Genomic DNA, 18,668 nt, shown 5'->3' with positions numbered 1-18,668 from the left:
ATTTATAACTTTAGAGTACCATAATTTCTATGAAACCGGCGTTAATCACAACTAGTCCTAGTCGTCCAGAGTCATGGCAAGACTTGCCCGTTGGCGAGCATATGAAAGCGCTGATTGAGTCTGAAGTAGAAGATTTTAGCCGTAAGTTTTTTGGTTATCATTTGGTACGTCTTGGTAACTTGAGCAGTGAAATTGAACTCAAATCATGTCCCATAAAACATCAGGTAAATATTACTCCGCATTCACTGAACCACTCAAACATTGTCGCTAAGCCCTCATCATTACCCATTACTGAAAATAGTGTTGATGCTTTTATTTTAGCCAATGAGTTGGACTTTTCCCGTGATCCTCACCAGGTATTGCGAGAGGTTGATCGTGCTATTATACCTAATGGCTACGTGGTAATTACTGGGTTTAACCCTTTTAGTATGAGTGGCTTATGTAAGTATTTGCCGATTAACAAAGCGAGTGTTTTACATGAAGCCCGTTATTTTAGTTGTGCTAGGGTTAAAGACTGGTTGCAGTTATTAGGTTTTGAAATTGTTGATGTTAAGCATTTAATGTTTAACGAATTATTTTTAAATCGTAAATGTAAGCCATCTTCTAAAGTTAACTTGTGGTGCCAACAATATTTATCGGCGTTTACGACTATGTACCTTATTGTGGCTAGAAAGCGGGAAATTCCGCTTTCTATGATTAAGCCTAAATGGAAAGCGTCTAAATTCTCTACTGTAGGAGTGAGTGTCAGTCGCGGTGCTATGCAAGTGGAAACGCCACTCAACAGAGAAAAGTAAGCCGTTATTATAGTCCTAAATCGCTCAAGCCTGGGTGGTCCTCTGGTCTAGGTCCTAGTGGCCATAAAAATTTACGCTCTGATGCTTCTATGGCGAGGTCGTTGATACTAGCATATCGTTTTTGCATTAACCCTTCGGCGTTAAACTCCCAGTTTTCGTTACCATAAGAGCGATAATATTGTCCTGAATCATCATGCCATTCATAAGCAAAACGTACAGCAATACGGTTTTCAGTATAAGCCCATAGTTCTTTTATAAGCCGGTATTCATGTTCTGTGGCCCATTTTTTAGTTAAAAATGTATGGGCTTGTTCTCGCCCTGCAGGAAACTCATTTCGGTTACGCCATACTGTATCTTCACTGTATGCTAAAACAACTTTATCTGGGTTACGGCCATTCCAGCCATCTTCAGCCATACGAACTTTCTGTTTAGCTGTGTCTTCAGTAAAAGGAGGGAGTGGTGGGCGTGCTGTTTCAGTCATGACAATTCCAATTAATATACTTTAGTGGTAGACAGGTCTGTCTTTTTTATTTGATGCTACCGATCTGGACATAGCTTGTCCACTCTAGTTTATGTAATTTGCCGCTAGGTATTAGATTTGAGGGGATGACTTCTTGTTGATTTCATATGATACTACTAAAATGTTACTTTATTTAGTAACATTAATAAAAGTTACCGTTATTGGTAACATTATGTGAAGGGAATAAAATTGGTAACTTTCTTTCAGTTCTCAGTAAACATGGCGCAGCGAGGCTCTCATGGGTAAGCGTGTTATAGGGGTGATAACCGGAGATCTTGTTGGTTCTCAAAAAATCAAGTCAGAAAAGTACGACAATATGTTGTATACACTTCAGAGCAGCTTGTCCATGCTGCAAAGCCATTACGATATGAGCTTTGAAACATACAGAGGAGATGCTTTTCAAGGGGTGTTTGATAATCCAATAGATGCCATATTCTCTGCTGTGATTATTCGGCTATCCCTTAAAGCTGCCAGTACTTCTTTTGATGTTAGGCAAAGTGTGGGGATTGGAGAGCTAACAACTAGACGTTCGGAGGTTAAAACCTCAACCGGTGAAGCTTTTACTTTATCTGGTAAAGGGTTAGATACAATTAAAAACGATTTAATTAAAGTCACCAGCAACAATTCAAACTTTCAACTAAAGGTTGGTCTATTAACTAAATTTTTAGATAACCTTCTCAGTGATTTAACCCTTACTCAATCTGAAACACTATTGTGTTATTTACTTGCTAAAGATAAGTCTCATGCGGCTTTAGCTGAGGCTTTGGGTAAAACTCGAAGTAATATCACTAAGCTTTTATTAGCCAGCCGTTACCAGCTAGTAGATGAATATTTACATTACGTTGCACAATGCTATGAAGAGGAATTTAGCAATGCCTGAGTTGATTATTTTAGTTGCCCTTATATTAGTTCACATATTGAGTGATTTTTATTTTCAGCCAAGTGAATGGGTAACTGATCGTAACCTTAAACATTATAAGTCCTCTGCTTTGTATAAACATATTGCAGTGCATGGCGTACTTTCGTTTGCCGTTTTTAGTTTGTTGGGGAGTAACGGCTGGCTATTAAATCTTGTGTATTCTGGTGTGATTGTGGGCAGTCATTTTGTGATTGATTTGGCAAAATCATACGCAAAGAAAACCACAAAAAACTTTGTTTTAGATCAACTCGCACATATTTTGGTTTTACTTTTATTGTGGGCTTGGTCTAGCGATAAACTGGCGGAGTATGGCGCTTTATATCCATTACTCACTTACAAGCACCTTACCTTAGTAGTGGCCTATCTAATTATTTTAAAACCTACTTCTATTTTAATCGCCATGATCTTAGCCCCTTGGACAAAAGAGCTAAAGCGCATTGAAGCAGCCTTACCTAAAGAGCATGCAAAACATAGCAATAGTTCATTAGAGTCTGCAGGTATGATGATTGGTTACTTAGAAAGGTTGCTTATTTTGACCTTTATTGTATTAAATCAATTTTCGGCTATTGGTTTTTTATTAGCCACTAAATCAGTGTTTAGGTTTGGTGATTTAACAAACACTCAAGGTAAAAAATTAACTGAGTATGTCATGTTAGGTACGCTTACGAGTTTCACTATCACTATATTTGTAGGTGTAGCAACCAGTGCTATTGTAAGCAGTTTGCCAATTGGGAAATAGGATAAATTACAAGGTTAAGATTACCACAGCCCTTAATAGGCTGTGGTAACTGGGCTTTAAAAACCTATTTAACTTTCATGCCCGGTTGTGCGCCTTCTTCTGGATTGAGTATCCATAAGTCTTCACCACCAGGGCCTGCGGCTAATACCATGCCTTCTGACATACCAAAGCGCATTTTACGAGGGGCTAAATTAGCCACCATAACGGTTAACTTACCTTCTAAATCTTCTGGTTGGTAAGCAGATTTTATCCCAGCAAATACTTGGCGAGTTTCACCGCCTAAGTCTAACTCTAAGCGTAAAAGTTTATCGGCTTTTTCTACGTGCTCTGCTTTAGCAATGCGGGCAATACGTAAATCAATTTTAGCGAAATCTTCAAAACTAATGGTTTCACTAATAGGATCTTTAGCCAAAGGACTGTTTGGATCGAGTGTTACAGTTGGTTCTAAGTTTTCTTTTGAGTCTTCTACCATGGCGTTTACTTTGTCCATATCCACACGTTGCATTAAGGCTTTAAATTTATTGATGCTGTGATCAGTTAGCACTGTTTGTGTACTTTCCCAGCTTAGTTTGTCATTTAAAAACAACTCCGATTGTTGAGCCAAAGTAGGAACAACTGGTTTTAAATAAGCCACTAAAATTCTAAACAAATTAATGCCTAATGAGCAGACATCATGGGTAAACTGCTGCTTAGTCTCATCTTTAATGGTGACCCAAGGTGCATTAGCATCAATAAATTGATTTGCTTTATCAGCTAACGCCATTATTTCGCGAATTGCCTTATGGTATTGGCGTTTTTCAAAAGCCATAGCAATACTGGCCTCTGCTTGATGAAACTCGGCCACTAGCTCTGGTTCAAGCACATTAGTTGATAACTTTCCATCAAATCGTTTAGTGATAAAGCTGGCACAACGACTAGCAATGTTTACCACTTTACCCACTAAATCAGAGTTAACTTTTTGCGCAAAATCTTCAAAGTTAAGATCAATATCAGTTACAGCATCGCTCAACTTAGAGGCAAAGTAGTAACGTAAATATTCAGGATTTAAGTGGTCTAAATAAGTGCGGCCTTTAATAAAGGTGCCTTTAGATTTAGACATCTTGGCGCCATTGACTGTTACAAAACCGTGTACATTCACCCCTGTAGGCTTTCTGAACCCTGCGCCTTCTAACATGGCAGGCCAAAATAAACAGTGGAAGTAGGTGATGTCTTTGCCGATAAAGTGATAAAGCTCTGCATCTGAGTCTTTGCCCCAGTATTCATCAAAGTTAAGACCGTTTTTGTCACAAAGGTTTTTAAAGCTGGCCATGTAACCCACTGGTGCATCAACCCAAACATAGAAGAACTTGCCTGGGGCATTAGGAATTTCAAAACCAAAGTAAGGTGCATCACGGCTGATGTCCCACTGCTGCATTCCTTCTTCAAACCATTCTTTTAGCTTGTTGGCAATTTCAGGTTGAATCGCATCGCTTTTTAGCCATTCTTGCAACATGCCTTCAAATTGAGGTAAGTCAAAAAAGTAATGTTCAGAATCTCGTAATACCGGCTGGGCACCAGACACTACTGAGCGGGGATTCTTTAGCTCGGTAGGGTCGTAGGTGGCACTACATACATCACAACTGTCGCCGTTTTGGTCTTCTGCCCCACACTTTGGACACGTGCCTTGTACAAAACGATCAGGGAGAAACATTTCTTTCTCAGGATCAAACAGCTGGCTGATTGTACGTTTACTAATAAAACCTGAGTCGTTTAAGCGATTATAAACCAACTCACATAGCTCTTTGTTTTCGTCTGAGTGAGTCACATGATAGTTATCGTACTCAACGCCAAAATCAACTAAATCTGCATGATGTTCGTCGCGAGTTTGTGCCACCATTTGCTCTGGAGTTATACCTAACTGCTGTGCTTTAAGCATAACTGGTGTGCCGTGGGCATCATCTGCACACACGCTATAACAATTATGACCACGCATTCGTTGAAACCTAGTCCAGATATCGGTTTGAATATGCTCTAAAAGATGGCCTAAATGGATTGAGCCGTTAGCATAGGGAAGGGCGCTGGTAACTAGAATTTTGCGAGTTTGTTCTGCCATGGTCACTTATGTTTTGTTGAGTTTTAAAAAAGGTCGCAAATAGTAGCGAAAATAGCGGATCATTGCATTACGAAATTGCACTGCTAGCGAATAATTTTCTGCATTATTTAATATCAATGGCTAAATATGACTTAGTGATAAAAATGTCATAAAAATTATTACCTTAAAGCTGCGCAAATGGCGTAAGCTCTCTGTATAGAGTAAAATGGCTAATGGCCTAATTTAACACCATAAAATAAAGAATCAGTTGCTATGCGCTTATGTGATAAAGATATTTACCAATACTTATTAGACGGTAAAATTAAAGTATCGCCACAACCTGCTTATGAAGAAATAAGTGGTGTGACAGTCGATGTGAAGTTAGGAAATAAATTTAGAGTGTTTGAAGACCATCAAGCACCTTATATTGATTTGAGCGGCCCTAAAGCAGAAGTACAAGCTGCGCTCAATAATGTCATGAGTGATGAAATCGAAATTGCTGATGATAAGTCATTCTTTTTACACCCTGGTGAGTTAGCCTTAGCTGTTACTTATGAGTCCGTCACTTTGCCTGCCAATATAGTGGGCTGGTTAGATGGGCGCTCTTCATTAGCGCGTTTGGGGCTAATGGTTCATGTCACTGCTCACAGGATTGATCCCGGTTGGTCAGGCAATATAGTGTTAGAAATATTCAACAGCGGTAAATTACCCCTTGCATTAAAACCGGGGATGAAAATTGGCGCAATTAGCTTTGAAGTGTTATCTGGCTTTGCGGAAAAACCTTATAACGCTAGAGTCGATGCCAAATATAAAGACCAATCTGGGGCAACGGCAAGTCGTATTAGTGCTGATGACAAGTCTTAATGTAACCAAAATCAGTGCTAATTAACTCAATGGGGTGTTGTCATTCTTAATTGACTTGGAGTTAATCCTGTCCAGCGTTTCACCGAGCGGCGAAAATTTGGAATATCGCTAAACTCCATTAAATGAGCCGTTTCTTCGTTACTTAATTGCTGCACCTGTAAAAGGTAAATTGCTTTTTGTTTACCTACTTCATCATGAATTTGTTGAAAGCTATAACCGTGTTGTTTTAGCTTTCGTTTAAAGGTTGCCGGGCTCATGCAAAATTGCTCGGCAACTTTTATTAATCCATATTCAGCATGTTTTGATATCTTCAAGCGCACTGCTTCTATAAAGCCTTGAGAGGGTATCTGAGCTTGTTTACATTGTCTAAGTGCATGGTGCTTTAAACTGTCGCTACGATTAACGCCTAATATCTCTAACCATTTTTTATCAAAGCTGATACTCATAACCGGTTGTGAAAAACTTAACCTGTGACCTAAATGCACTTCATACTCTTGAATATATTTAGGCTTTGGAAACGGGAAGTTAAATTGAAATGGAATGCGTTGCCCTAAGATTAACTTAACAGCTGCAACCAAAGCGGTGCAGTATAGCTCCACAATAAACTTAAACTGTTCGTGACATCCTATTGCATCAGAAATCAATATGCAGTGGCTGTTGGGAGTTGCGTAATATTTGATATCTAAAAAAGGGCAAATTTGACTTCTGTAAGTCATTAATATCCTGAGCCCATCCGTTAAATTTCGGCTGTGCATTAATGCGTTGGAAATCGCCCCATAGTTACCTGGAAATAACCGTTTACCTAACAAAAAACCACAGTCTTGTCCGGGAGTTAGCGCCTGTGCATTTTTCATAAGCTGCAACAATTGATGTGTACTGAGTTTTTTATCTGAAACTAAATCTTCACTGAATATACCAGTACCACGCAATAACTTGTGTTTGTTGACTGCTCGAGAATGGCTAAAATCGAGTATGCTTGCGGCTAATTGATACGCAGGGATCACCTTATCGTCTATGCCATAAAAATCGGGCTTAGCCATGGGCGTTTCCATCCTTTGATGGCATATCTACATACCCAGTAGAGCGGCTTTGAGTATCCAGAATGCTTTGCTCCTTTGTTGCCTGCTTTGCTACTTCAAGGCTGCTGTTAACTCGTTTTAAAAGGGCTTCGGTATTGTCATCGGGCTGCGCTTTTTCTACAGCAAAACTGAGCCTATGGTAAAAGGACTCTTTTGAACTTGATGGCTTAAAGGCAATGTTAGCTATGGCAGTTTTAATTTGATTAGCGACTCTTTGAGCTGTGATTAAATCTGTATCAGGAAACAGCAAAATAAACCTGTCTCCAGCATAGCGGCAGGCTAAATCTGCGGCGCTGAGATTCATAAGAATTAAATCAGAAAGTTCCCTTAAGAACATGTCTCCTTGCTCATGACCAAACTTGCGATTGAATACATCAAAATCATCAATATCTAACATAGCCACGGTAAACTCTGGTGGATGCTCATGTTGTAACGCTAGGTCAATCTGTGTGCGCATGTAGTCAGCACTGTATAAGGCTGTCACGAAGTCAATTTGATGATGCTGACGTAACGCTTGCTCACGTTTTTGGAGCTGCTTATTTAGCATTAATTGCTCTTTATGCCACTGATACAGAGCGTAGCTCATGATCAACATACCTATGGCAGAAGGTATTGATTCGACCATGCTCAATACAGTTGCTGCATCATGGTAGGACATCACTTCATCAATTAAATCTAAATTAGCTGAAAACAAAAAGCAGCTTAGTCCTAATACTAACGCTGAGGTTACTCTACCTGGCGGACGGCTAACCAAAAGGAAGAAAATCCAAGCCAAAGACAGTAGCGCCACACTGCCTTCGCCTATGATATCTAACCAAGAAATATCCTTTATTGGTTTGGCTTCTCCTAACCCAAGACTGAGGGATAAAGAAAGGGCTAAAGATGCACAAGTGATTGAAAATAAACGTTGGTGATGGACTAGCAAGGAAAAATTCATTGTATTACTCGTTTGATGCGGATGTTTTTATGCTGACATAGCTACTAAGCCGCGAGGGGGTCATATTGGCTCAGGAAAATGACAATATAATGAACCTAGGAATATTTGTTTGTAGAGGATTTTAGCAAAAGCCAGATTTAGCAAGGGCCCTAAGGGAGGTCAAATAAGCTCAGAAAAGTAATTAATTCCCCAGAAAAACATCATTATGAACAGTGCCGCCGTTTTTATTTCAACTGCTGTCATAAAAATGTCATTGCTACTACTTAGCTTGTCACGCCAACGAAGACCAACCCTAAATTGCAACCAGAGACGTTATAATGAAAATGATTAAATCCACTTTAGCCATGGCATGTTTAGCTGCACTTTCTTGTCAATCGGCGTTTGCTGAAGAGGGCTCTATTCAAGGCTTACTCACTGACAATAGTCAAACGAGTTATATTCAAGGCGCTGAAGTTACCATTAAAGAACTTGAGCAAAGTACTGTTTCTAGACGAGATGGAAGTTTTCGATTTGTAAACTTACCGGAAGGGAAATACACCTTAGAAGTAAAATACCTTGGCGCACCGACAGTTCAAGTGCCAGTCATGGTAAGTGGTGGAAAAATTCTGCAGCAAGATATTAAATTGGCGGCCAGAGGTAAGGATTTTGATACCGTAGTGGTATATGGCCAAAGAGCGGGTCAAGCGAGTGCAATTAACTTACAGCGTGCTGCCGATAGCATCAAGTCTATTGTTTCTGCAGATGCCATTGGCCAGTTTCCTGATCAAAATGCCGCTGAAGCGTTACAACGTTTACCTGGTTTATCAATTGAACGAGACCAAGGTGAAGGGCGTTTTGTAGGTATTCGAGGAATTGATCCAAACCTAAACAATGTCACGATAAATGGTGTAAATGTACCTTCACCTGAAGGTGGCGTGCGCTCTGTAGCATTAGACGTTATTCCCTCAGAATTGATTCAAGGGTTAGAGGTATCTAAATCTGTTACATCTGATATGGATGCGGATGCCATAGGTGGCTCTATTGAAGTCAAAAGTTTAAGTGCATTTGACCGCCAAGGTACTAGCGCCAGCTTGAATGTGCAGGCAAGTCAAAACCAGTTGCGTAATGACACTAGCCCTAAAGTTTCAGGTAGTGTAACCAATGTGTTTGATAATGTTTTTGGTGTGGCTGCGGCTTTATCTTATGCCAATCGTGATTTTGGCTCTGACAATATTGAGTCAAATGGTGATGATGAAATAGAGCAACGTTACTACAGTATCTCAAGGGAGCGAATTGGCGCGGCTGTAAACCTAGATTTTAGACCAGACTTTAATAACCGTTACTACTTACGTACTTTGTATAGCCGTTTTGCTGATGATGAATATCGTATGGCAAATACCTTTACTTTTGACGGCGAAGACTCTGAAATTGAACGGGGTAGTAAAGACCGTGAAGAAACACAAACCATCTTGTCTATTTCTGCAGGTGGTGAACACACTTTAAATGATTGGTTAGTTGAATATCAATTAGGCTACTCCAAAGCCGATGAGAAAGATCCAGCAGGCCTGTATTACACCTTTGTAGGTGAAAATATGGCTATTGAGTCAGACATGCTGGGGCAAATTCCTCAAATTACCCAAGATGCCGCTGCTATGGACTTAGGTAATTACGAGTTAGATGAAGTGAGTCTTGAGAAAACCTTTGCAGAAGACACAGAAACAATGGCTAAAGCTGACTTCACTCGCTTTTTTGATATGCCAAGTGGCTCTTTAGATGTGAAATTTGGGGCAAAATACCGAGCCCGTGAAAAAACAGCAACGGCTGATATTGCCATTTATGATGGTGATTTTGATGATATTGATGCCACTATGTTTGCTGCTAATCAACCAGATTGGGGATTAGGTGAATTTGGACCAGGTTTAGATCGTGCAGGCTTGCGTAGCTACTTTAATGAGAATGGCGCTGATCTTGAACTAGCGGAACTTGATTCAGAGGTTGAGTCTAACGGTGCGTCTTATGTCAGTAATGAAGATATTTTCGCTGCTTATCTTATGGGGCGTTATGAATGGAAGAACTTAACTCTGGTAGCTGGGGTTCGTTATGAGGCCACCGATTTCAGCACATCTGGGATGCGTGTTGAGTTAGTAGAAAACGAGCAGACTGACGTTGAAGAAGTGATTAATACTCCATGGGAGGGAGAAAGAAGCTACAACCACTTGTTACCTAGCTTGAATCTACGTTACGAGTTTACAGATAAACTTATTGCTCGGGCAGCTTTCACTCAAACACTATCCCGTCCAAAATTTGAAGATGCAGCTGCCTTTCAAATTATTGAGTCAAAAACTGAAGAAGATGATGGTGAATTTGTTACTGAGCGTGAGGCTGAAGTTGGCAATCCTGAATTGAAACCGTTTGAATCAGACAACTTTGATTTAACGCTGGAGTATTATCCTGGTGACATAGGTGTGCTTTCTGCTGGTTATTTTTATAAAAATATAGATAACTTTGTAATAACTGCCGACGTGTCTGACTTACCAGAATGGGACGGCTTTGATGAAGTCATGCAGCCAATTAATGGTGAGTCTGCAAGTGTTAGCGGCCTTGAACTTTCTTGGGTAAAAGCATTTGAAAATGGTTTGTTGTTATCTGCCAATGGTACTTTTTCTAGCTCTGATGCTGTTACCTTGTTAGATGGTGAGCGGTTTGAGACTTCTTTACCAAATCAATCGGATAAAATTGGTAATCTTACCGTAGGTTACGAAAGTAACTTAATGAGTTTACGATTAACCATGACCTATAAGAGTGAAAACTTAGAAGAGATTGATGGGGATTTGATACGCATGGAAGATGCCCATCAGCAGTTAGACTTTACCAGTAAGTATTTTTTCAAACAAAATATGTATTTATATTTCAATGCAATCAATCTTACAGATGAAGGCTTTTATAACTACTTTGATACACCAAGTGTAAATGCCCAGTACGAAGAATATGGCAGAACCTTTGAACTTGGTTTTAGTTGGATGTTATAGCACAGCCTGGTGGCAAAACCTTTAAGTACTATTGATCAGGTTTTTTGCCACCAATAATTCTATTTTGAATTGATGCATTAGGAAAAACCAGAGCAGCTGTTTTTCAATTATTTTTTGATGCTCTGGAATACCTATGTTTTTTAAATTTATAACCTTTATGGTCTCCTTTGGAGATGCTGTGCGGATAGCCTAATGGTTCAGACACTCTGACATTTGTTTTATCACCACAGTTTGCGCAAGGATTGAAAATGAAATTAGTTTATTTATGTTTGCTAGCACTTGTAGCTCTTAGTGCTTGCCAAACTCCACTTAGCTCTGGCTCTGACAAAACAAGTGCACAGCAACAAGCTATATCTTTAGCCCAAAGTCAGCCCTTGTTAGTTGATGGCTTTGAGGTAAATGCCGGCAAGTCGGCTTTGCCCATTTATCATGATGCTGAACAATATTGGTTGTTGACCAGTGAAACGCAAGGCCTTTTATTTGTAGATAAGCATGGAAAGGTTCTTAGTAGGTTTGCAGGTAATATTGAAACCTTAGATTGGCGAGATGATATTCAAATTAAAGGCAAGAGTCTTGGGGTAATTACCACCAAAGACAACAACACCCAAGACCTATTAGTGTTAGGGCTTGATTGGCAAAGCAATGAGTTGTCACTTATATCTACCCTAGCCACCCCAGCGGGAGAAGTTGAAGCGCTGTGTTGGTATCAAATGCCACAAGGGCACCTGTCTTTATTTATTGCGGACGCTCAAGGAACAGTTGAGCAACGTATAGTGGTAGACGGTGGTAGCTCAGCAATGGTTGATGTGGCTGTTCATACATTTACTGGCACCCTACACAGTAAAAGTTGTGCAGTGGATGACGCAGCTGGGATTCTATATTTGGTTGAGGAAAATATTGGCCTTTGGCAATACCCTGCAGATCCTGAAGCAGAGCTTGTACGTGAGTTGGTGGCAGCAGTTAAACCATTTGGAGAGCTAGAAGGCGAAGTTACCCATGTAGATGTCTTAGAAAACGGTGACATACTGTTGAGTACGCCTGAACAACAAGGTGTATGGCATATTTCGGGGGCTGACAAGCAAACGTCGCAATTTATCTCACTAACCAGTACTACAAAACCTGAAGTTACCAATGGGTTGGCAATGCCATCGGAGCTATTGTTAGGTGTATTTGATGATGAGTACACAGCGTACTCTGCAGTAACTGTAAACGATAAAGCCGCTATTCGAGACTTACCTGAGTCTCCATTTGCCAGTGTAAAGGCATTTGCACAAACAGAGCCCATGGAAGCCTACGGTGATGCAGCCGATGATCCAGCAATATGGATAAACTCTTTGCAACCAGAGCATAGCCTTGTTTTAGGAACCAACAAAAAGCAAGGCATGATGGTTTACGACCTAAAAGGAAACTTAATACAAAAGCTTAATGTTGGTCGCGTTAATAATGTAGATCTTCGTTATGGCTTTAAACTAGGGCCGCAAACTATTGATATTGCAGCGGCTAGTAATCGAACAACTAGCAGTATAAGCTTATTCTCAGTGCAACCAGAAACTGGTGAACTGGCTTTTTTGTCTGATATTCAAACTGATTTGGCAGATGTTTACGGGTTATGCATGTATCAGCAAGACGATGAATACCACGTCTTTGTTAATGATACGGATGGACGCTTTCAACAGTACTTATTAATACCTGAAGAGAATAGGGTGAGCGGTAAATTAGTGAGGGAGTTTTTAGTACCTAGCCAACCTGAAGGCTGTGTTGCCGACGATATCAATCAGCAACTATATTACGGCGAAGAGTCAACAGGGATATGGCAAGTTAGTGCCCGCCCAACCAAAGCGCTACCAAGGTTAATTGCCACCACATCTAGTACGTTTGTCGCTGATGTTGAAGGTATGGGTATTTATCAAATGTCTGGAAAACGTTACTTGGTTGCATCGAGTCAAGGCAACAACAGCTTTGGTATATTTGCATTGGACGAAAACAACCGGTATCTGGGAAGCTTTAAAATAGATATGGACTTAGCTACAAACATAGATGGTGTATCTGAGACCGATGGTCTAGAGCTAACTTCAGTAAGTTTAGGTGCAGACCTGCCAGACGGCTTGCTAGTTGTGCAAGATGGCCGTAATCGATTAGCAAATGCTCCTCAAAACTTTAAGCTTGTTGATGGGGCGCAAATTAAACAATTATTGAAACTCTGGTTAGAAAAGTAACGTAAAAATGCCCGGTAAATACGGGGCTAATTTTAACTAGGCGCTAGTTGTTGTACTAATGAAATACCCCAGTACTTTTTGTTAAATGGTAAATATAGCCAAAACGTGGTCAATCTATAATCAGTTAACCTTACATTCGATATTTGCCGTTGCAAAGTGATGAAAATTAAGTAAACTGCGCAGCTTCGGTCGGTGTGTAGCGCAGCTTGGTAGCGCACTGTCATGGGGTGTCAGGGGTCGGAGGTTCAAATCCTCTCACACCGACCAATTAACTCTTCTTCCCCACATTTCTGTAATACTCAATTAAAATAGAACCTATATGACCCGAAGACATGAACGCGAAGCGATCACTTTGGATTTAAAATGTTGCCTGAAAAAAAGTTTAACATTAAAGCTTGGCGCAAGTGTGCAATATAGGGTTTACGAATTAAGTTTTCCTCTTTTCAAATATAGCTGTTAGGTCAATACCTTCTTAGAGCATTAGTCAGTCATATTTATATTTTAAATGGTGCCGAGGGGCTTTTCGAATATATTGAGATAAAGGATGCTCTGCTTCTTTTAATGATTTCAAAACCAGTTGTGCCACTTCTCTTGCTCCTAATGAATTAAAGTGTACCTTGTCTTTTATGCTATTAGGGTAATTGGGGTGTAGATGCAGCATAGCAATATTTACCATGCTGTTTAAAGTGGAGAGGGTAACTAAAATGTTTGTTGTAGTAGCTAACTCAAATGCTTTAACAGCCAGTTGTAATGAAGCTATAAGTTGGCACATCACCTAATGAGCTCGGTGGTGTATATGTAAAATAACAATTGGGACTACGTAAGGGGATGTTGTTGTTGGTAATGCCACTGAAACCTACTATCTGGGATGGCGAAATGAATAACTGCCCTCCACCAAAAGTATCCCCGTATGCCCAATCTTCACCTAGTTCTAGCACGTTGGCTAATCCAGTAGTTCTATTGGCACTGGGATAACCGTATACGGTCTCTATGTCGTCAATCCCATCACCATCTATGTCAACGTTTCCTTCAGCATTTGTAACTTCACCCTGGATTAGAGCCTTCGCGTATACTAAGGTTGCGGCTGAGTCAGCACTAGCAGATAGTGCTTCTAAGCTGGCTAATTTGGCATCAGTACTCAAATCAATAAATTTTGGAGCAGCAATAACTGATAATATTCCTAGAATTATTATAACAACTATCAACTCTATAAGGGTGAACCCTTTGGCATTTAAATTAATCAATGACGTACAACTTATGCTGAAAACTCTAAATTTGACTGTATCCTAAATCGCTAAAATCGTCTATTCAACTAAAGTCATATTTATGTGTTTACCAAAGTAAACAATGTAACTTTTATGCAATTCTGCCTTTTTTTATGGCAACTCGGCGCAGAAAATTTTTGTTGTGGTGTAATTCAATTCTACTTGTCATATTCTTGTTTGCTCTTTCGGCGTTAATTAATTGATAATTAGAGGTGTTTAACAATGTTTAGTTTTCAACGTATTCCAGTAAAAACACACGTTAGTGTGCTAGGGCTTTGTCTATTTTCGTTATTGGCACCTAATGTATCGGCTAGCGCCCCTGAAGCTAACGATATAGAGCGTAAACAATTAACTGACATTGAACGATATCCTATTTCTGGGAGTAGCCACCCTGTTCCTCAATTTTCTGTAGATACGAGTTGGCCTAAAATGCCGTCTACTTGGTTAATCGGACAAGTGCCAGGTTTAGCTTTAGATAAAAGTGACAATGTATGGATATTACATCGACCTAATTCATTAAGCAGAATTGATTTAGGTTTGACCAATAAATCAGGATTATGTTGCGAGGCTGCTCCCCATGTGCTGCAGTTTTCTCCAGATGGCGATTTACTGAATGCCTGGGGTGGTCCAGATAAAGCCCCTGTTATCGATGGGCAAAATCAGTGGCCACAAACAGTGCATGGCTTATATGTGGACGATCAAAATACTGTTTGGTTAGGTGGCAATGGTAAGGGTGATCATGTGGTTCTGAACTTTACCCAAGAAGGGGAATTTATACGCCAATTTGGCCGCCGTGGTGAAACTCATGGTAATTTAAGTGAAGATGCTTTAGGTAACCCCGCTGATATATTCCACGATACAAAATCCAATCGTTTACTTATTGCTGATGGCTACATAAACAAACGAATCACAGCTTTTGATACTAAAGAAGGCGACTTCGATCAACTTTGGGGGGCATATGGACAGCTTCCTGGTGGTGGTACCCGTGAAGGAGCTTTTGATGTGTCTCAGGCTATGGCGACGGCAGGTCAAAATAGTGTTACAGCAGAAAATTTTGGCGATATAGTGCACTGCGTGGTGCAGTCAGACGACGGCAGAATTTATGTTTGTGATAGAAAAAACAACAGGCTTCAAGTTTTTAAAGTAAATGAGTCTGGTAAGGCGGAATACGTACGAGAGCTAGTTATAGCCAAAGAAACGGGTGGAGTAGGCAGCGCTACCGATGTAGATTTTTCGCCTGATAATAAGTACATGTATGTTGCAGATATGATGAATGGTCGTATTTGGGTTCTGTGGCATGATACCTACGAGGTTTTAGGAAGTTTTGGTAGGCCAGGCCGTTATCCTGGGCAATTTACTTGGTTACATAGTGTAGTGGTAGATAGCGAGGGTAATTTATATACATCTGAGGTAAATACTGGCAGAAGAGTACAAAAATTTGTTCTGACAGGGTTTACTAAATAGCTGATTTACTCCATAAGCTTTAGATACAGGGTAGCTCATTTGGCATTATGTGAGTTACTTCTGTTATGGGTAAAGTAGCGAATCACATCTAGTGTGTTTTCATAGTGAAAAAGGCTATTTATGTAGACTGTGCCATAGACGAGCTGATGAGGTTGATCTTCACCTAATCTATTTATTCGAAGTGTTTTTTGTACACATTATTCAGAACTAAAGTTAAATAATAAAAATAAAAAGGTAACGATGAAAATGACTAAATTTCATAAAGTTTTGTTAGCAGGCCTTGGGTTAGGTATGGCTTTTTCAAGTTTTGCCGTGCCCAAAGCCACAATAAATTCGGCTTTAGAGCCTTCTTCTGATGGCACTGAATATTTTGTTTTAAGCTCCGGCTCATCGGCAGCCATAGAGCATCCAAGTTGTAAGGCTAAGTCTGCAGTTTTGTTGATCCATGGGTGGGTTGGCAAAAAAGATGAACTGGGTAATTTGTATAAAGACTTATCTGAACAATTAAAAGGTAATTGTATCGCTTCATTGAGATTTGACGTTCAGGGAGAAGCAGAGCGTGTAAAAAGTAACTTTAGATTAACCAGTACATTTAAAAGCAGAATGGAGGACACAGAGTCTGCTTTAGAATATTTAAAGGAGCAGTACCCTGAACAGCCATTGGTGGTAGTCGGTTTTAGCCTTGGAGGCGCTACGGCTATGGAGTTAGTTAGCCGCCATCCAAATACGTTCGAAGGGATAGTGTTGTGGTCTACTGCTTTAAACCCAAATGAAATTGTTACTCTTCCCAATTATTATGCTGCCGTTAGAGAAGCGATTGATGAGGGTGAAAGCGTACTTAATGAAACATGGGCAGACTTAACCTTGACTCGTCAGCACGTGATTGGGATGTTGGGGTATAACCCCATTCGGAATTTGAATCAGTTTAAAGGGCATTTGCTTGCAATACGAGGCACTGAAGACTATTTACCACGCCACGAGAATGAAATTCTTAGAGCGAGTATGGCAGTAACTGAAGATGTTTACTATCTTGATGGAGCCGATCATATCTTTCACGTATTAAACCCCAAAAAATCTCAAAAGGCTGAGGTTTTGAACTTAACAACTGATTGGATCGTGGGCTTGAGCAAATGAATCGGCGGGGTTTCCTCTGATTACCCTAGGGGAGGTCAGTAGGGTAATTAGTTATCCATTTTTGTTATGAATTAATGGCCCTCAAACTCGTTATTATTAAATCATTCCAGCCGTAAAGTGGACTTTATTACCTATGAACTCTTCTAATATAACTTCTTCCCCAAAGGACCATACAGCGCAAACCTCTAGGTTGGAGGCGGTATTGAATACCGTTATTGATGGAATTATTACCATTAATGGTAAAGGGATTATTCAGAGCTTTAACCCATCAGCAGTGCGGATTTTTGGATATTCTCCGGAAGAAGTCATAGGTAAAAATGTAAAAATACTTATGCCAGACCCCTATCATAAAGAGCATGATGGCTATTTGCATAATTATTTCACGACAGGTGAAAAGCAAATTATTGGTAAAGGTAGAGAAGTAGAGGCCAAAAGAAAAGATGGCAGCATTTTTTCTATGGAGCTTGGTGTAAATGCTATGAACATAGAGGGCGAGACTATGTTTGTGGGCACTATAAGAGATATATCTGACCGAAAAGCCGCTGAACAAGCACTAGTTGAAAACCAAGCAAAGCTACAGGCTATTGTTGATAATACCGTTGATGGCTTAATAACAATTGATCACTTAGGTAAAATAGAACACTACAACAAAGCGTGTGAGGTGATATTTGGCTATCAGTTTGAAGAGGTAGTGGGGCAGAACGTAAAAATGCTGATGCCTAATCCGTATCATGAGGAGCATGACCAATACCTTGAAAATTACCAACAAACCGGTAAAAAACAGATAATAGGTATAGGACGAGAAGTACAAGGAAGGCGCAAAAATGGCAGTATATTTCCACTAGATTTGTCGGTAAGTGAAGTTAATATACATGGGCGAAAACTATACAGTGGCATTGTGAGAGATATTTCTGAAAGGAAAAAGTCAGAGCAAAAAATCTCCCAAGCCAATGCAGAGTTAGAGGAGTTCTCTTATCGGACGTCTCATGATTTACGCTCCCCATTAGTCTCTTCTATTAGGTTACTCGATATGTTAAAAGAGGCGGTGCAAAACGGTGAAACAACCAACGCCTTAGTCAATATCGAATATATACAAAAATCACTACAACAATTAGAAGAATTGGTTAAAGATATTCTCACTTTAACACTTAGTAAGAATGAAAAAGAAACCTCAGTAGCGGTCAATATTGAGAGTATTATTAATGACGCAATCACTAAGTTGAAACATATGGAAAACTTCGAGCGGATAAGCCTGGAAGTTGACGTTCAGTGTAGCGAAGATGTGTTTACTAAAAAGAACCGTTTGATTTTAATTATTGAAAATTTACTTTCTAATGCTGTTAAATATCAAGATCTTACAAAAAAGTTGTCATTCATAAAGGTTTCTTTCTACACTCAAGGTAGTCACTTTGTCTTAACTGTAATTGATAACGGCTTAGGGATTGCCAAAGAATATCAAGAACAGCTATTTCAAATGTTTAAAAGGTTTCATCCTAAAACGTCATTTGGGTCTGGTTTAGGATTATATATGGTCAAAAAAAGTGTTGATGTAATTGGAGGTGAGATTGAGTTTAATCACATAAATAACTGTACTGTATTTAAAGTCACTTTTTTGAAAAGTGTCTGATAAAAATTCGTCATATTATTAGTTGTTATGG

General features: G+C 39.7%; 14 protein-coding genes and 1 tRNA gene. 10 read left to right on the top strand and 5 right to left on the bottom strand.

Going from position 1 to position 18,668, the window contains the following annotated elements:
• Positions 1-29 precede the first annotated feature (29 nt).
• Positions 30-794 carry a methyltransferase domain-containing protein gene (locus tag ACMUMK_RS09530; RefSeq protein ID WP_414700890.1) on the top strand — a complete coding sequence of 255 codons (765 nt, stop codon included), beginning with the start codon at positions 30-32 and terminating at the stop codon, positions 792-794.
• A 7-nt stretch (positions 795-801) separates the two neighbouring features.
• Here the strand turns inward: ACMUMK_RS09530 and ACMUMK_RS09525 are convergent, their stop codons facing one another.
• The gene (locus ACMUMK_RS09525; RefSeq protein WP_414700889.1) at positions 802-1,275 is read right to left on the bottom strand and encodes a DUF1348 family protein; all 474 of its coding nucleotides are present in this window, start codon (positions 1,273-1,275) and stop codon (positions 802-804) included.
• Between the two features lie 277 nt (positions 1,276-1,552).
• On the opposite strand from ACMUMK_RS09525, the gene ACMUMK_RS09520 reads away from it, so the two are divergent.
• Both ACMUMK_RS09520 and ACMUMK_RS09515 read left to right on the top strand, forming a co-directional pair.
• Positions 1,553-2,194: a hypothetical protein gene (locus ACMUMK_RS09520; RefSeq protein WP_414700888.1), complete on the top strand. Its 642-nt coding sequence runs from the start codon at positions 1,553-1,555 to the stop codon at positions 2,192-2,194.
• The gene (locus ACMUMK_RS09515; RefSeq protein WP_414700887.1) at positions 2,187-2,972 is read left to right on the top strand and encodes a DUF3307 domain-containing protein; all 786 of its coding nucleotides are present in this window, start codon (positions 2,187-2,189) and stop codon (positions 2,970-2,972) included. The genes ACMUMK_RS09520 and ACMUMK_RS09515 overlap by 8 nt, the downstream gene beginning before the upstream one ends.
• 64 nt (positions 2,973-3,036) lie before the next feature.
• Here the strand turns inward: ACMUMK_RS09515 and metG are convergent, their stop codons facing one another.
• Positions 3,037-5,064, bottom strand: a complete 2,028-nt coding sequence (metG, locus tag ACMUMK_RS09510) for a methionine--tRNA ligase (protein ID WP_414700886.1) — start codon at positions 5,062-5,064, stop codon at positions 3,037-3,039.
• Between the two features lie 252 nt (positions 5,065-5,316).
• Between metG and dcd the strand changes: the two genes are divergently transcribed.
• Positions 5,317-5,907, top strand: a complete 591-nt coding sequence (dcd, locus tag ACMUMK_RS09505) for a dCTP deaminase (protein WP_414700885.1) — start codon at positions 5,317-5,319, stop codon at positions 5,905-5,907.
• 26 nt (positions 5,908-5,933) lie between these two features.
• Here the strand turns inward: dcd and ACMUMK_RS09500 are convergent, their stop codons facing one another.
• Together ACMUMK_RS09500 and ACMUMK_RS09495 are read right to left on the bottom strand one after the other, a co-directional pair.
• Positions 5,934-6,947, bottom strand: a complete 1,014-nt coding sequence (locus ACMUMK_RS09500) for an AraC family transcriptional regulator ligand-binding domain-containing protein (RefSeq protein ID WP_414700884.1) — start codon at positions 6,945-6,947, stop codon at positions 5,934-5,936.
• Entirely contained in the window at positions 6,940-7,923 is a 984-nt protein-coding gene (locus tag ACMUMK_RS09495; RefSeq protein ID WP_414700883.1) for a GGDEF domain-containing protein, read from the bottom strand. The genes ACMUMK_RS09500 and ACMUMK_RS09495 overlap by 8 nt, the downstream gene beginning before the upstream one ends.
• A gap of 317 nt (positions 7,924-8,240) precedes the next feature.
• On the opposite strand from ACMUMK_RS09495, the gene ACMUMK_RS09490 reads away from it, so the two are divergent.
• The 3 genes from ACMUMK_RS09490 to ACMUMK_RS09480 all read left to right on the top strand — a co-directional run bounded on the left by ACMUMK_RS09490 (position 8,241) and on the right by ACMUMK_RS09480 (position 13,414).
• A complete protein-coding gene (locus ACMUMK_RS09490; RefSeq protein WP_414700882.1) occupies positions 8,241-10,931 on the top strand; it encodes a TonB-dependent receptor in 2,691 nt (896 codons plus the stop codon).
• A gap of 248 nt (positions 10,932-11,179) precedes the next feature.
• On the top strand, positions 11,180-13,147 hold the full coding sequence (locus tag ACMUMK_RS09485; RefSeq protein ID WP_414700881.1) for a phytase: 1,968 nt from the start codon (positions 11,180-11,182) through the stop codon (positions 13,145-13,147).
• Positions 13,148-13,337: 190 nt separating this feature from the next.
• Positions 13,338-13,414 (top strand) — tRNA-Pro (locus tag ACMUMK_RS09480).
• A 467-nt stretch (positions 13,415-13,881) separates the two neighbouring features.
• Here the strand turns inward: ACMUMK_RS09480 and ACMUMK_RS09475 are convergent.
• Positions 13,882-14,391 carry a prepilin-type N-terminal cleavage/methylation domain-containing protein gene (locus tag ACMUMK_RS09475; protein ID WP_414700880.1) on the bottom strand — a complete coding sequence of 170 codons (510 nt, stop codon included), beginning with the start codon at positions 14,389-14,391 and terminating at the stop codon, positions 13,882-13,884.
• 243 nt (positions 14,392-14,634) lie between these two features.
• Here ACMUMK_RS09475 and ACMUMK_RS09470 point away from each other — a divergent pair, with 243 nt between their 5' ends.
• From ACMUMK_RS09470 to ACMUMK_RS09460, 3 genes are all read left to right on the top strand, one after another.
• Positions 14,635-15,876: a hypothetical protein gene (locus ACMUMK_RS09470; RefSeq protein ID WP_414700879.1), complete on the top strand. Its 1,242-nt coding sequence runs from the start codon at positions 14,635-14,637 to the stop codon at positions 15,874-15,876.
• Positions 15,877-16,122: 246 nt separating this feature from the next.
• Entirely contained in the window at positions 16,123-17,010 is an 888-nt protein-coding gene (locus tag ACMUMK_RS09465) for an alpha/beta hydrolase (RefSeq protein WP_414700878.1), read from the top strand.
• Between the two features lie 133 nt (positions 17,011-17,143).
• Positions 17,144-18,637, top strand: a complete 1,494-nt coding sequence (locus ACMUMK_RS09460) for a PAS domain-containing sensor histidine kinase (RefSeq protein WP_414700877.1) — start codon at positions 17,144-17,146, stop codon at positions 18,635-18,637.
• Positions 18,638-18,668: the final 31 nt, after the last annotated feature.

This window comes from Paraglaciecola sp. 2405UD69-4 (assembly GCF_047525415.1).
Classification (GTDB): domain Bacteria; phylum Pseudomonadota; class Gammaproteobacteria; order Enterobacterales; family Alteromonadaceae; genus Paraglaciecola.
The sequence above is the reverse complement of the archived record's forward strand: the minus strand, read 5'-3'. Positions and strand labels throughout refer to the sequence as shown.

Coding starts and splice junctions, on each gene's coding strand:
- ACMUMK_RS09530 (WP_414700890.1), top strand. CDS start 30: ATGAAACCGGCGTTAATCACAACTAGTCCTAGTCGTCCAGAGTCATGG.
- ACMUMK_RS09525 (WP_414700889.1), bottom strand. CDS start 1,275: ATGACTGAAACAGCACGCCCACCACTCCCTCCTTTTACTGAAGACACA.
- ACMUMK_RS09520 (WP_414700888.1), top strand. CDS start 1,553: ATGGGTAAGCGTGTTATAGGGGTGATAACCGGAGATCTTGTTGGTTCT.
- ACMUMK_RS09515 (WP_414700887.1), top strand. CDS start 2,187: ATGCCTGAGTTGATTATTTTAGTTGCCCTTATATTAGTTCACATATTG.
- metG (WP_414700886.1), bottom strand. CDS start 5,064: ATGGCAGAACAAACTCGCAAAATTCTAGTTACCAGCGCCCTTCCCTAT.
- dcd (WP_414700885.1), top strand. CDS start 5,317: ATGCGCTTATGTGATAAAGATATTTACCAATACTTATTAGACGGTAAA.
- ACMUMK_RS09500 (WP_414700884.1), bottom strand. CDS start 6,947: ATGGCTAAGCCCGATTTTTATGGCATAGACGATAAGGTGATCCCTGCG.
- ACMUMK_RS09495 (WP_414700883.1), bottom strand. CDS start 7,923: ATGAATTTTTCCTTGCTAGTCCATCACCAACGTTTATTTTCAATCACT.
- ACMUMK_RS09490 (WP_414700882.1), top strand. CDS start 8,241: ATGAAAATGATTAAATCCACTTTAGCCATGGCATGTTTAGCTGCACTT.
- ACMUMK_RS09485 (WP_414700881.1), top strand. CDS start 11,180: ATGAAATTAGTTTATTTATGTTTGCTAGCACTTGTAGCTCTTAGTGCT.
- ACMUMK_RS09470 (WP_414700879.1), top strand. CDS start 14,635: ATGTTTAGTTTTCAACGTATTCCAGTAAAAACACACGTTAGTGTGCTA.
- ACMUMK_RS09465 (WP_414700878.1), top strand. CDS start 16,123: ATGACTAAATTTCATAAAGTTTTGTTAGCAGGCCTTGGGTTAGGTATG.
- ACMUMK_RS09460 (WP_414700877.1), top strand. CDS start 17,144: ATGAACTCTTCTAATATAACTTCTTCCCCAAAGGACCATACAGCGCAA.